Source organism: Vibrio sp. 10N.286.48.B8, assembly GCF_003050085.1.
In the GTDB taxonomy this organism is placed as follows: Bacteria; Pseudomonadota; Gammaproteobacteria; order Enterobacterales; family Vibrionaceae; genus Vibrio; species Vibrio crassostreae.
Genome location: NZ_PIGD01000008.1, coordinates 1 through 14,713, shown reverse-complemented (window position 1 = coordinate 14,713; position 14,713 = coordinate 1). Strand labels below are relative to the sequence as shown.

The window sequence follows — 14,713 nt, the reverse complement described above, 5'->3', positions numbered from 1 at the left end:
TATCATAAACAAGAACGACAAAGGGCTGCATAATCGCAGCCCTTTCTTGTTATTGGTGTTCTCGATTTGCTTTCCTTACTCCATTCCTATCAGACAGCAAAATATAGAGATGTCACTAATGGTAATTAACGAGGAGAGCAACGAAAAAAAGAGAATAAGGTCATGCTACTAAGGGGAACTAGCGACAAAAAAGTCAACAGACGATGTATGAACCGCAAAAACAAAAAGACCACGCTTGGCGTGGTCTATTGCTTGGCTACTTCTCGATTTTAATATTCTCGACTCGGGCCTTTAATTTTTGTCCCGGTCTAAAAGTAACAACACGTCGAGCAGAAATTGGAATGTCTTCACCAGTTTTCGGGTTACGACCAGGTCGCTCGTTTTTCTCGCGAAGATCAAAGTTACCAAAACCAGACAGTTTTACCTGTTCGCCATTTTCGAGTGCTTTACGAACTTCTTCGAAAAACACTTCCACCGTTTCCTTGGCATCCCGCTTGCTGTATCCGAGTGTCTCAAACAGGTTCTCAGCCAAATCGGCCTTCGTGAGTGCCATAAAACTTTCCTCAAAGCTATGTTAAACATTGCTACTATCGCCAGTAGCGCCAAAGCATTTACCCTATTCAATCAATGAGATAAGGTCATTTACAAGGAAAGTGTATGCCAAGCTTCTGATTTTCGCCAACTTTTTTATCTGAACTATTGAATTATTCTTTCAAATCAGAAAGATAACTCGCTCCTAAATTCACACATATAGCTGAAAAACCTCTACTTCTCGGCCATCAAACAGAGTTATACTCCAACCAAACTAAATTAGCCAATATTTAAAACTTTAGTTTTCTAAATATTAATTTCTGAGACTTTTCTCCGATACCCAATAAAATCAGCCACTTGATTTGATATCGAACTCAACAGAGGTTACTAAATAAGCGTTATTAAATATGAGATTCGTATCATTTCAGCATTTAATTCGATTGTGTCAATATCGGAATGCAGATATGCGTCACGCTCGTTGACGTTTTAAAACGGTATTACCCAACGGAAACTCCGTATCCAACCTAAAAACGTCGCATTTCCTTACTTCATTTAAAACTAATAATAGTCACACTTAGTACTAACAAAACCAAAAGTACGTTTCACCACTCAAATTGTTATGTTATAACATCTCTATATTATTTTTAATTTAGTGGATTGAATGCGAGACGTCGAAGCGATCATTAAGCATGTAAAACACGGCTGCAAAACCAATGGCAAACAGTTTACGGCAAAGAGACTGTTGATATTGCGTGCGTTGGTACACGCTGACAAAGCGCTGTCTGCCTATGAAATTGTCGATTACTGTAAAGAGCACTTTGATCAGAATGTTCAGGCGATGTCGGTTTATCGAGTGTTGGAGTTCTTAGAAGAGCACCACTTGGCGCATAAACTGAAAGTCTCCAATAAATTCATACTTTGCGACCATATTCTTTGTGAACATGAACATGGCATCCCCCAATTTTTGATCTGCTCCAAATGCGACAAGATCAGCGAGCAAACCATCCACCCTGCCATTATTCGCGACCTTCAATCTCACGCTAAGCAAGAAGGCTTCACTGTTGTTAGCCCTCAGTTAGAGATAAGTTGTGTGTGCGATGAATGCGCTAACCAAGATGCGACCGCTTCCACTTAATGATGCTCCTACTCTCTTAACCATTCCCAATAGTATTTGCCCCATCAACAAGGAGAAAGTGAAACGTTATGTCTGCAACGCTCATAAAGAATGCCCGCGTGGTTAACGAAGGCATCGTCACCGAAACGGATGTATTGGTCGTCGACCAGCGAATCGAAAAGATCGCAAACCACATTTCACCGAGCCCAAACGATGAGGTCATTGATGCTCAAGGCTGTTACTTAATCCCTGGAATGATTGACGACCAAGTTCACTTTCGTGAGCCGGGTTTAACACACAAAGGCTCAATCGCCACTGAGTCACGAGCTGCGGTTGCAGGCGGTATTACCAGCTATATGGAGATGCCAAACGTAAACCCTGCCACAACGACCATTGAAGCCTTAGAAAAAAAATTCGATATTGCAGCACAAAGCTCGCTGGCAAATTACTCGTTTTATCTCGGAGCAACCGAAGACAACCTAGAACAAATCAAGCAACTCGCCCCAACCAAACACTGTGGTGTAAAGGTGTTTATGGGCGCTTCAACGGGTAACCTGTTGGTTGAAGATCCTCAAGCACTCGATGCCATATTTCGTGATTCTCCCGTCCTGATTGTCACCCATTGTGAAAGCGGGCCTGTTATCGCTAATAACCAAGAAGAATTGAGAAAAGAGAAAACGGTTTTCACGATTGAAGATCACCCTATTCTAAGAGACGACAACGCCTGCTATGCCTCTTCTTCTTATGCGATTGAGCTAGCTACAAAACACAATAGCCAACTTCATGTGTTGCATATCACGACAGAAAAAGAACTCGCTCAGTTTGAAGCCGGATCCATTCAGGGAAAACGTATTACCGCAGAAGCTTGTGTCCATCACTTATGGTTTAGCAATAAAGATTACACAACGCTCGGTAACCAAATTAAGTGTAATCCAGCCGTCAAATACCCTAGTGATAGAGACGCTCTATTAACAGCGTTGAGCACGGGCCAAATCGACATCATCGCAACAGACCACGCGCCACATACATGGGAAGAGAAACAAGTTCCTTACGAACAAGCACCAGCAGGGTTACCTCTGGTACAGCACGCCTTGTTGAGCCTATTTGACCACGTACATGCTGGAACCTTGACTGTTGATCAGGTGGTCGAGAAAACCGCACATAACCCAGCGACCCGTTATGCGATACAGGAACGCGGCTATATCCGTGAGGGCTACTTCGCCGATTTAGTGTTAGTCGACCCACAGACACCAACTCTAGTCAGCAATGAAAATAGTTTGTATCAATGTGGATGGTCACCGTTCGCAGGGCACGAATTCTCAGCTCAGATCAAGCACACCTGGGTCAATGGCGCCAAGGTATATAGCAATCCAGAATCCCCTGAGAACCAAGATATGCATACCGCTGATACATCAAAAGAAATATCGAGTGACATGGTCACTCCTGCAATGAGGCTCTCATTTGAGCGTTAGTTCAGCAGTTATTACCATCAATAAAAAGAAATCAATATGTTAAGAAGAAATCCAAGCGGTCACATGCCAGAAGTATCGGAGACCGCTTTCATTGACCCGACTGCCATTATTTGTGGCAAGGTAATCATTGAAGACAACGTGTTTATTGGCCCTTACGCTGTGATTCGAGCTGACGAGGTCAACGAACAAGGTGACATGGAAGCCATCGTGATTAAGCGCGACACCAACATTCAAGATGGTGTGGTTATTCATTCAAAAGCTGGCGCAGCCGTCACTATTGGTGAACGCTCATCCATCGCTCACCGATCGATCATTCATGGTCCTTGTCAGGTCTGTGACGACGTATTTATTGGCTTCAACTCAGTCGTCTTTAATGCGGTGATTGGCAAAGGTTGTGTAATTCGCCATAACTGTGTGGTGGACGGGAACGACTTACCTGAAAGCTTCCATGTACCACCAATGACCAACATCGGTTCAGGGTTTGATTTGAACAATATCTCAAAGGTACCACCTGAGTATTCTGCGTTTTCAGAGTCTGTTGTTTCGGCCAACCATACCCTTGTGCAAGGTTATAGGAGAATTGCCAATGAGCTCTGATAACAAACCTCTCTTGGGTATTCCAACCAATATCATTACCGGTTTTCTCGGCGTAGGTAAAACTACCGCGATTCTCAACCTAATGAAGAACAAACCCGAAGATGAAAACTGGGCTATTTTGGTAAATGAATTTGGAGAAATTGGCGTCGATGGAAGCTTATTCGAAGGCAATCAAACCAAACAGCAGCGAGTTTTTATTCGTGAAGTACCCGGTGGCTGCATGTGTTGTGCCGCAGGGCTACCGATGCAGATAGCACTCAATCAATTGCTTTCAGAGGCGAAACCAGACCGCTTACTGATTGAACCTACTGGACTCGGCCACCCAAAAGAAGTGTTAGAAGTATTGTCTTCAGAGTATTATCGTAAAGTGCTGTCACTACAAAAGAATATCACCTTGGTCGATGCTCGCAAACTGTCTGATACAAGTTATTCAGAGAATGATACTTTCAACCAACAAATTACCATTGCCGATACGATTGTCGGTAATAAAGTAGACCTATATAACAATGGCGATGCAGAAAAGCTGGCCGAGTACATTGCTCAGGTTTGTCACCCTGACACTAAGCTGATCTTTGCTCATCATGGTAAGATCCCATACGACGAGTTTGATGGAAACAGTAATTTCTATCACCACCAAGCTCATGGGCACCATCACCACCATCATAAGCAAGATAAGCCACTCGCTTCAGAATTACCGATGCCAGAGAGCGGTATGATAAAGGCGAGCAACCAAGGTGAAGGGTTTGAAAGTATTGGTTGGCGATTCGCGGCTGACAAACTGTTCGACCACCAGCGTTTACGACGATTTCTAGTCGGCTTGAAAGTAGAACGCATGAAAGCAGTGTTCATTACTCCAAATGGTATCTTTGGCTACAACTTAACAGAGGATGGTTTGACCGAATCAGAACTCGATGAGTGTGCCGAAACTAGAATTGAAGTGATCGGGCACCAAATGGATGAAGAACTAGAGTGCCAATTACTCAAGTGTATGGTGACTTGATCGCTTAGTTAATAGAGTTATTAATTAAGAGCTAGTTCATTGAGAGCAAGTGAATAGAGTGCTGTTAATTAATTCTTTAAATAACTTCACTTCTTCGACATAGAGTAAGACCTCGCAAGTGCGAGGCCTTATTGTTATTCAAAGCATTTGAACTCTATCCGTTTCATTGAATACTGTCCGATTATCAATCACTTTTGTTCTGCGAGTTTCGTTGTAGCTTGAGAATTAGAAGCCTTCGCAGGCTTCACTATCAAACCAATCCCGACTAAAAACAGCACCGATGCAACCACTTGAGCGACTGACAATACTTCGTCATACATAAAGTAACCGCTGATCAATGCAAAGATTGGTACTAGTAGGGTTAACGGTGCCGTTGTGCTTAACGGATATTGGATTAACAACTTATTCCACACCCAGTAACCAAACAATGTGGTTGGGTAAGCCTGAAACAGAACAGCAATCGTCGTATTCCAATCCCATTGTTCGATGCCCTGCCAGATAATTTGATCACCGTGTAGCATCACTGCAAATAACACCAATGGAACCGGCGCAAACAACATTCCCCAGACATTGAACGCAAAAGCTTGAGTGGTTTTAGATGCCTTAACAATCACGCCCATTAGAGTCCAACTGCACGCTGCTATCATAATCAAGATCACGCCATTAACGGTGATATTACCCTGTGCCGCCGAGACTAAGACTGCGAGTGCAAACATGGCTAACATCGCACCAATTAACTTACGAACCGACGCACTTTCTTTGAAAACCCATACCCCAACGGCCATACCAATTAATACGTTGGTAGAAAGCAATACCGACGACAACCCTGATGAGAGCCCCGCTGTGATTGACCATGAAGCCATACCCCAAATACCCACACCGAACACAAAGCCATAACTGACTAAATAGCGCCAAGCGACATTCGGTCTCGCCACAAAAAATATCACTGGAATCACCGCTAGCGAGAAACGCGCAGCCGTTGCCAACAAAGGGTGCACATTGGTCACGCCCATTTTGATCATCGAGAAATTGAATCCCCAAATTGCCATGACGAACACCGCTAACAACAAATCATTTCTTTTCATACTGACCCCTCCTTTGTTTTAAAAGAGTATCCCTTGAACAATAAAACCGGTACAGATACAATTTTTACAATAAAAACCAGTACAGTTAATAACGGTCGTGACAATGAGCATCTACAGAAAGCTAGCCAATCAGTTTATCGATGAGATAGAAACAGGCAAAAGACCCGAAGGGGGGCGCATGCCTTCACTGCGCCAATTAGCTAAGCAACAGGCGATCAGCATGTCGACCGTAGTAAGCTGTTACCAAGAGTTAGAATCACAGGGTTGGATTCATTCTCGCCCGCAAGCGGGGTATTTTGTCTCGCCTCACAAGCCTGTTCATTCAACACCTGAATGGGCGCAGTTTGAAAGTAAGATTTCCAAAGTTAAGCAAACTTCATCGACTCACAACTCAATCAATGGGCCTTTAGGGGTCTCTAGCACCATTAATGATGAACAATCGATTGTTGAACTAGAACGCAGTTTCCGCCGTTCTATCAAACGTATGGGCGACAGGCTTAATCACTACCCTGATACGCAGGGCGAGCCGATGTTAAGACAAGCTTTGTCCACCCACTTTTCCAAGCTTGATGTCCACTTTGGACCTGACGAAATGGTGATCACGGCAGGCTGTATGTCGGCGATTAAAGCCGCTCTCGAATCCTGCACCAAAGAAGGTGACACCATTGCCATCAGCTCTCCTTGCTTCAACGGTATTCTGGAGTTGCTCGGCAAGATGTCACGCCAGATCATCGAGATCCCGTCTTTGGATGACGGTGTCGACCTAAAACAGCTAGAAACACATCTGAAAAACAAACGTGTGGATGCAGCAATCTTCTGTACCTCCCATATGAATCCTCAGGGGATCAATATGTCTGCCAGTCAAAAGCAAAAACTGGCTGAATTAGCGAACCACTATCGAGTACCCATCATTGAAGACGATGTGTATTTGGAGCTGTCATACTCATCACACACGCCTGTGCCAGCAAAATACTATGACAAAGGCGGATACGTGATGTGGTGTGGGTCGGTATCGAAAAGCCTTTCACCCAGTTATCGTTTAGGCTGGTGTTTGCCTGGCAGATACATAGACGAGTACAAGGCTCAGTTTTCTGCTGCTAGCTATGGCGTCGCCCTGCCGACTCAACTCGCGGTTGCTGACTTTATCGAATCAGGCCAATACGCCAAACACGTTAGAAGAAGATGCTCTCAAATCCTCTCTTTGCGCCAACAATACCTCAGCTATTTAACTCAACACCTTCCTCAAGATGTGAAGATCAGTAACCCACAAGGTGGCATGGTACTTTGGTTACAAATACCCAATCTAAATCAACAAGCATTTACTCAAGCGGTCGCCGAACAAAACCTTGATATCAGGCTTGGGCATCTGTTCAGCACTCTTGATCTCTACAGCAACTGTCTACGCATCAATTTTGGTTATTCGTTAGAGGGAGAAGCCAAACAGCAGTTGGATGACTTGATTAAACTTATCCATCAATGTGTCAGTGGTTAGCCTTTTCTAAGAGCTTTCTCTCACGGCTTTGACTCTTAGTCCCTTCATCGCTATTTGTTATAAAAGAGGCGGTTATTATTCTGATTGGAATTGGGTTAAAGCTCGTTACCGTAAGGAAATCCATTCGCCTCAAAACCCTTAAATGCTGAGTTTGCAAGCACCCACAAAATTATGCAACTTGGCTAATGACACACCACTTTTTATCTTCAATATACAGCCGTCAGCGCTGGCGTTTTCCTATATTTGAAGAGAACTATTATGAGTGATAAAACCAAAAACAAAACATTACCTTCCTTTATTGAAGAACGCTTGAGCTTCTATATTCAAGACCTAATCACCCAGAACCAAAGCCAAAAACACTTGGTTTTGGGTAAACGTCCATCGCGCGACTCCGTTGTCATGCAGAGCAATGATTATTTGTCTTTGTCACATAACAAAGCAATCCAACAAGCTCACCAAGCGGCGATCAGCGACCACGACGACAATGTGGTAATGTCTGCGATTTTCTTACAAGATGCAGAGTCTAAACCTGCGTTTGAAACCAAACTCGCCAACTATGTTGGAATGGAAAGCTGCCTGCTTTCTCAGTCTGGTTGGGCAGCCAATATTGGGTTGCTTCAAACGATCTGTCCGCCAAATACGCCGGTGTATATCGACTTCTTTGCACATATGTCGCTATGGGAAGGTATTCGCGCAGCAGGCGCGGCAGCTCATCCATTTATGCATAACAATATGAGTCACTTACGTAAGCAACTGGAACGTCATGGTTCTGGTGTGATTGTTGTCGACTCGATTTACAGCACCATTGGTACCATTGCCCCGCTCCGCGACATCTACGAAATGGCGCAAGAGTTTGATTGCGCTGTTATCGTCGATGAATCGCACTCTCTGGGGACTCATGGCACCAAAGGTGCTGGACTCGTTGAAGCACTTGGGCTCACTAACCAAGTCGATTTCATTACTGTCAGCTTGGCCAAAACTTTTGCGTACCGTGCTGGCGCGATCCTAGGCCCCAAACAATTGTCTGAGACACTGCCCTTTGTTGCGTACCCTGCGATATTTAGCTCAACCGTATTACCACAAGAAGTGATTCGTTTAGAGAAAACATTGGAGGTGATTAAAGGTGCAGATGACAAACGAGAAGCCCTGTTTAAGCGAGCACAGTCGCTCATTACGGGTCTAAAACGGATTGGCTTTAACATCCGTAGTGAATCTCAAATCGTCTCGCTAGAGTGTAGTAATGAAAGAAATACAGAGCGAGTGCGCGATTTCCTTGAAGAACGTGATGTGTTCGGTGCAGTATTCTGCCGCCCAGCGACAGGGAAGAATAAGAACATCATCCGATTTTCAGTGAATGCCGACATGACTCCACGAGACATTGACCATGTGCTCACGGTTTGTCATGAGGCGTACCATCACCCAGAGTTAGAATTCGTATAGCTCTGAACACACTAATTCTTTAACTAAAAACGGCAGGACTGAATGGACGCTACCATGTCGCTAAACAAAAAGAGCCCAGCAATTCGCTGAGCTCTTTCTTGTATTTGAGTCGCCGACACGATGGTCGTGTAGTTCAACCTATAACATTCACTAGATCCAGTGAGCAATCTTATCGAACAGTCGGTTTTTATCTGCGGGTTTGACGATGAAATCAGACATGCCTGATGATTCCATTTTCTCCAAAGTGACGGGCGAACTGTCACCGGTATGGGCAATAATCGGCACTGAAGAGTATGCCTTGTTGGCACTTCGAATTCGGCGAGACGCTTCCACACCATCCATGAATGGCATTTCGATATCCATGAGAATCAGGTCAATATCGTCGCAATCCAACGCATCTAACGCTTGCTGACCATCTTCTTTCTGCACCACATCAAAGCCCTGCTTTTCCAATAACATCGCAGTAAAACGGCGCAAAGATTCATTGTCATCCACCACCATAATCGTACGTTTGTTCGCAGCCTCTAACGGTTTTACTGGCACAGGCGGCATCACGTAATTGGAATCGAACATTAAACGATCGATGGTCGCTTTGGTATTGAGTAGCCAAACCTGCGTTTCCACCCAAATAGGCTCGAAAGAGACGTTACGTACACGCCTAATCGGATGATGTTCATAGAGATAAATGATTCGAGCTTCAGTAAACGAAAGCAGTGATTCAATCCTCTCCAAGCAGCTAGCTCGTAGATCCAAGCTCTCCATATCAACGAGAACCAAATCAAATTCGAACTGATATTCCTTATTTTTAAGCGCAGAAGCGACATCCATAATAGTGAGGTCAAAGCCCATAAAACGCGACATCTCGGTCATTTTACTGGTCAGAACCTTCTGATCACTGATCATCACCACACCCTTTAACTTAGTCAGTTCGCTCTTAATCTCTTTCACTGAGTTGGATGTCAGAGCTGGGAACGTCATCGTGAATTGCGTCCATTGCTCCACTTCCGACTGACATTTGATTTCGCCACCAAACGAGCGCATTACCTTCTGACAAAATGGCAAGCCTAAACCGTAGTTACCCGATTGGCCTGTGGTGTAGAAGTCTTGGAAGATACGGCGAATCACATCACTTGATATGCCAGAGCCGTTATCCGTCACCATGATTTGATTGGTTACTTCATCACTGCACATCGTGACATGAATATGGAAATCTTCAGGGCTGCGATGATGGAATGCGTTCTTGAACAGGTTATACATCACGTACTTCAACAAGGTATCGCTTCCTAAGAAGTCAAAGTCGCTTTGTACGTCTAAAGAAATGGCAGATTTATCGGCTGCGCGCTTGTAATTAAAGCTGGCAATCGAACCCTCCACGACCGCTTGCGCCGAATGCTTTTTAAAGGTCGAGCGAGAGACTCGGTTTTCGTCAATTGAAGTCAATAACAGATCAATCGTTTCGTTACCTGAGTGAATGATCTCCATCGCTTCATCACCCACTTCTCGCAACTGGATAACGTCTTCATTACTCAGCGCATATTGCCCTTTGTGGTCGCCACTTTTTGGGTCCGGCAATATGGATTGCATGACATCAATAGAGGTCAACAAACCACTTAATGGGTTTCGCATTTCGTGGGCAATACCAGCACCAAAAGACTTCGCCAGTGATACCTTGTTCTCGTGTTCCACCTGATTACGGAAGTAGAACAAGTTGCCGAACAGGTAGATAAACAAGAAGATGGGTACATGCGTCCAATCCATTGTGATTTCGAGGTAGAAGCCTTGTGCCACCCAAGCACATAACGTCGCAATTCCAATTCCGACAAAAGTTTGAGCGAACATGACTTTAGTGACGTGCACCAACAAAATATGCAGAAATATAGCCGACATAAAAGACATGACCCAAACGTTGGACCAATTGTTCATCAGCAGCATGTAAAAGAAGAAACACGGCAAACAGAGGGTTACCGCAACTTGGTAATAAGCCGGAAGGTATTTGCGCCATTCAAATGGCACACGATTACGGGAAATGATGCCTAAAAATAATACCGAACACGCTAGACGCAGCGGTAGGTTTTCATATGGTTGAGGGAACAAAAACTCCCATATAATGTAGTAAATGGGAAAGCCGACAAAGCCCATCCAACCTACAAGGGTGAGATTAGGTTCTGCGTATTGATAAACTTTGCGAATAGCGTTCATACGAAATACTTTGTTCTCTAAGCCCTAACGTTTACTGGTTCTATGGTTTAATTTTTATTCTTATATTTAGGCGCCGATTATATTACACATCACCTCCGAGCAGTGAGGTTTGAATCAAATATATATCAAGGTTTTTGCTTTTAAACTTGAATTTGGAGTCAGTATAAATACTGACAAAAGTAACAAAAGCCTTTAGCGGATTCAGAATAACTAAAGAACCTTTGGTCATGCGTGCTCAGCGATCACAGCCGAGCACACACAACTCATCAATGTTATATCGAGTCAACTGGCGAGCGCAGCTAACCAAGATTTTTAGCAAACTAACACGCGCAGCTAATTGAAATTTACAACTAATTGAAATTTACAACTAACTGATATGTAAAGCTAACTAAGCTCCAATTTCATATTGATAGTTTCTATTTCTTGCTGCCATTTATGTTGAAGATCTGGCTTTTGATGTTTTGCTTTTCGAGACTGGTCTTGTGTCAGTAACTCTTCCAACTCCAACAGCCTTTCCAAAAGCAACTCTTCATCGTTTTGTGCCGTATTTGAGTGGTGATTTTCGATAAACTCAGATTTGGATAACAACACCGAGCTTGGCGCTGTGTCATTCGCCTCTAAGCTAACGACCGGATTACCGACAGACATCGCCTCATACACCGCATCTAAGTAAGTCATTTCCACAAGTGGACCATCATTGATGTACCAGAATCGATTGCATGATTTTTCAATCAACTCTCGATCATGGCTGACCAACAGTAGCCCCCCTTCAAATTGAGTTAAGCAATTCACCAGCTCTTCCTTACCTTCAATATCAAGGTGGTTAGTGGGCTCATCCAACAACAGGAAGTGATACTTCGCTAGCGATAGCCCAACAAACAGCAGTCGAGAACGCTCGCCACCGCTAAGCTCTGCGATCTTTTGCTCGTGTCTTTCATAGGAAAAACCCGCGCTAATCAAAGCCATTTTTCTAGCTTCCTCCGAAACAGGATAAAATGAGTAAAGTGAATCTATTAGTGAATGGTCATCACGTAATTGGTGAAGGCTTTGGTCGTAATACCCGACTTCAGCATTTGGGTGAAAATAACCATTATCTCCAAGTTGAGACGCCTGATAATTCGCCCACAATACTTTCAGAAGCGATGACTTACCCGCCCCATTTTTGCCTAGCACAGCAACACGGTCACCGCTCTTTATCTGTTGGAACAGCACTTCAAACAGTGGCGCTTGGTCGTCAGCGGCGGTAATTGGCACCTCCGACAATTCAAGTAGTCGATTGGCCTTCATGGATTCACCGGACAAGCTTAGTGTCCATGGTTCAACGGAATCTAAACGAGTCATGGTCGAGCGTAACCCTTCAGCGCGCTTTTCCATGCTTTTTGCTTTTCGTGACAGACCTTCATTGTCAAAGTCACGCCCCCAAATCGCTAAACGATGAGCGCTCTTTTCGATGCGGTCGATCTCTTTCTTTTCTGCTTGTTGCCTTTCAGCATCCGTTCGATCTTTATCTTCCAGTGCTTTTCTAGCTTCGGTGCATTTTTGGCTAAAGCTAAGTATCCTTTTGTCACGTAACACCCAAGTAGAATCGGTGACGTGGTCGAGTAATCGTTGATCATGCGAAACCATGACAAACGTCCCTCTCCAATCTTTCAGAAACTGCTCTAACCAAAGTAACGTCGGTAGATCTAAGTGGTTACTTGGTTCATCTAGCAACAGGACATCTGGCTCAAGAATCAATGCTCTCGCGACTAACACTCGCGCGTATTGACCGCCACTTAAAGTGCCTACCGGCTGGTTCCAATAGCTTTCATCAAACCCTAAATTAGAAAGAGTAATTTGTGCACGCCATTGCTCTGTTTGCTGCATGTTTAAAGTAAGGTTGTCGGTCACAGCATCGAGCATTGTTAGGCTTAACAGTCGCTTAGGTAAGTGTTGCTCAATCAAGGCAACTACGGCATTCGAGGCGAAGGAAACATTCCCTACACAGTCAGGTAAATCTTTGTTTAACAGACGTAATAAGGTGCTTTTGCCACAGCCATTACTGCCAATAAGGCCAATGCGGTCACCTTTCTTAATGGTAAAGGAAAGCCCATCAAATAATCGGCATGATGTTAGATCGTAAGAAATGGATGATGTAGATATTAATGTAGTCATTTGTTTACTCAAGTTTCAAGCGCAAAAAAGCGCTGTCGTCATTCGCTGACAACAACCAAGTAAACTAGAGTGAAGAAACTCTATTGAAGGTTATATTGAAATGCTTCGCTCAAGTTTTGGTTATCGCAGCACGATAGTGTTAAAACTTGAGTTTTGGTCGTACCAAAAAATAGGCGCGAAGTTAAATTCACACACTTTCATAAAAATCCTCCTTATGTTTGTCTTGAGTTGAACATTAGCGCTAAAAATAAATCACATTAACCGATGAGTCAAAATATTTAGGCGCTTCGACTTGTACTTGATTTACAACCTTAGGTCACTGTTACTCGGTGCATTTTTCTTGGCGTATCACCGTAATCAATCACAGCATAATGCTGAGTGACCCTGTTGTCCCATATCGCCATTGAGCCCCTGTTCCATTTGAAACGCACTTGATACTCTGGTCGTCGTGCAATTTCAAAAAGCTGGCGAAGTAGTGAATCACTCTCTTCACGTTTGAGTTCATTGATGTAACGGGTAAATTGCTCGTTGATATATAGCGTCTCTTTGCCCGTTTCTGGATGAACTTGTACTAAAGGATGTTCTACTGGAGGATTTTCTTGCGCGGTTTTCAGCAACGACTTATGCCAATCTAGCTCAATTTGGTCCGATTCAATACCCTCAAACGCGACTAACGAATGCGTTGCCGATAAGCCTCTTAGCTTTTCTTTCATGCTTTCATCTAATGAATCGAACACTGAGGTCATCGAACACCAAATCGTGTCGCCACCGACATCCGGTACATGTTGAGCATGCAATAGAGAGGCTTTAGATGGTAGCTCCCGCCAGGTTAAGTCGGTATGCCAATAACTCTCCATTGGCGCATTACCTCGAGTAGTTTCTATCACACTGACTTGCGGGACTTGTTCTACACGCGGAAAGAAGGGATGAGCGGGTTCGAGCTCTCCGAAACGCTTGGCAAGCGCTAAGTGTTGTTCAGGCGAGAGGCTTTGTTCATCCAAGAAAATGACTTGATAAGTAATAAGCGCCTTGTACACATCATCAAGTTCATACTCACTGCAATCCGAAAGATTTAATCCATGAATACGAGCGCCAATGTGAGGGGTAATAGGTTCAATTTTCAACATACTTTCGCTTATCGGTTAAGAGATATTAATAGGGAGTCATTTAGCTACTCGTTATTAAACCGGACAAAACCGATTTTTCTTTCCTTACCATGCAAAATAAAACCGGTTTATTCGAAAAACAAAAGAAAAGAGCCCCTACACTGGAGCTCTTTTTGTTTGTTGTGTACCGTCCTAAATATGGTTGACACATTTCCAACATGGAATTGGAGAGTGTCATGAAAACAACAAGTAGACGTACTCAACGAGATTATTCTCTTGCCTTTAAATTGGCAGTCGTAAGCCAAGTTGAAAAAGGCGAAATGACTTATAAGCAAGCTCAAGAACGTTATGGGATCCAAGGTCGCTCTACCGTTTTAGTTTGGCTTCGCAAACATGGTCAACTAGATTGGTCTAAAGGAACAGAACAATCGAGAGCATTAGGAGCGACTATGTCAAACTCTTCCTCAACTCAAACCCCAGAGCAACGAATCAAAGAACTCGAGCAGCAATTAGAAGAGACTCA

Annotated in this window: 11 protein-coding genes and 1 pseudogene; 7 read left to right on the top strand and 5 right to left on the bottom strand. The window is 43.8% G+C overall.

Annotated features, from left to right (window positions below; all coding sequences use genetic code 11):
- Positions 1-256 precede the first annotated feature (256 nt).
- Complete coding sequence (gene ihfA / locus CWO08_RS11160) at positions 257-553, bottom strand: integration host factor subunit alpha (protein WP_004734853.1); 297 nt, start codon at positions 551-553, stop codon at positions 257-259.
- A 639-nt stretch (positions 554-1,192) separates the two neighbouring features.
- On the opposite strand from ihfA, the gene CWO08_RS11155 reads away from it, so the two are divergent.
- From CWO08_RS11155 to CWO08_RS11140, 4 genes are all read left to right on the top strand, one after another.
- Positions 1,193-1,666, top strand: coding sequence for a Fur family transcriptional regulator (locus tag CWO08_RS11155; protein WP_048664859.1), 474 nt, complete (start codon positions 1,193-1,195; stop codon positions 1,664-1,666).
- Between the two features lie 68 nt (positions 1,667-1,734).
- Complete coding sequence (locus CWO08_RS11150) at positions 1,735-3,117, top strand: dihydroorotase (RefSeq protein WP_108020438.1); 1,383 nt, start codon at positions 1,735-1,737, stop codon at positions 3,115-3,117.
- Between the two features lie 36 nt (positions 3,118-3,153).
- Positions 3,154-3,714 (top strand): carbonate dehydratase, encoded by a 561-nt coding sequence (locus CWO08_RS11145; protein ID WP_048658498.1) that lies wholly within the window; start codon positions 3,154-3,156, stop codon positions 3,712-3,714.
- Positions 3,704-4,714, top strand: coding sequence for a GTP-binding protein (locus tag CWO08_RS11140; RefSeq protein WP_108020437.1), 1,011 nt, complete (start codon positions 3,704-3,706; stop codon positions 4,712-4,714). Before CWO08_RS11145 ends, CWO08_RS11140 begins: the two co-directional genes overlap by 11 nt.
- A gap of 188 nt (positions 4,715-4,902) precedes the next feature.
- On the opposite strand, the gene CWO08_RS11135 is transcribed toward CWO08_RS11140, so the two are convergent.
- Positions 4,903-5,799, bottom strand: a complete 897-nt coding sequence (locus tag CWO08_RS11135; RefSeq protein WP_102431765.1) for an EamA family transporter — start codon at positions 5,797-5,799, stop codon at positions 4,903-4,905.
- Between the two features lie 103 nt (positions 5,800-5,902).
- Between CWO08_RS11135 and CWO08_RS11130 the strand changes: the two genes are divergently transcribed.
- Positions 5,903-7,291, top strand: a complete 1,389-nt coding sequence (locus CWO08_RS11130) for a PLP-dependent aminotransferase family protein (protein WP_108020436.1) — start codon at positions 5,903-5,905, stop codon at positions 7,289-7,291.
- A 258-nt stretch (positions 7,292-7,549) separates the two neighbouring features.
- Entirely contained in the window at positions 7,550-8,731 is a 1,182-nt protein-coding gene (gene cqsA, locus CWO08_RS11125) for an alpha-hydroxyketone-type quorum-sensing autoinducer synthase (RefSeq protein ID WP_108020435.1), read from the top strand.
- A gap of 150 nt (positions 8,732-8,881) precedes the next feature.
- On the opposite strand, the gene CWO08_RS11120 is transcribed toward cqsA, so the two are convergent.
- From CWO08_RS11120 to CWO08_RS11110, 3 genes are all read right to left on the bottom strand, one after another.
- The gene (locus CWO08_RS11120) at positions 8,882-10,930 is read right to left on the bottom strand and encodes a response regulator (RefSeq protein WP_108020434.1); all 2,049 of its coding nucleotides are present in this window, start codon (positions 10,928-10,930) and stop codon (positions 8,882-8,884) included.
- Between the two features lie 384 nt (positions 10,931-11,314).
- The gene (locus CWO08_RS11115; RefSeq protein WP_108020433.1) at positions 11,315-13,084 is read right to left on the bottom strand and encodes an ABC-F family ATP-binding cassette domain-containing protein; all 1,770 of its coding nucleotides are present in this window, start codon (positions 13,082-13,084) and stop codon (positions 11,315-11,317) included.
- Between the two features lie 311 nt (positions 13,085-13,395).
- Complete coding sequence (locus CWO08_RS11110) at positions 13,396-14,211, bottom strand: TauD/TfdA family dioxygenase (protein WP_102431760.1); 816 nt, start codon at positions 14,209-14,211, stop codon at positions 13,396-13,398.
- A 215-nt stretch (positions 14,212-14,426) separates the two neighbouring features.
- On the opposite strand from CWO08_RS11110, the pseudogene CWO08_RS11105 reads away from it, so the two are divergent.
- Positions 14,427-14,713: pseudogene (locus CWO08_RS11105) on the top strand (helix-turn-helix domain-containing protein); the annotation flags it as partial.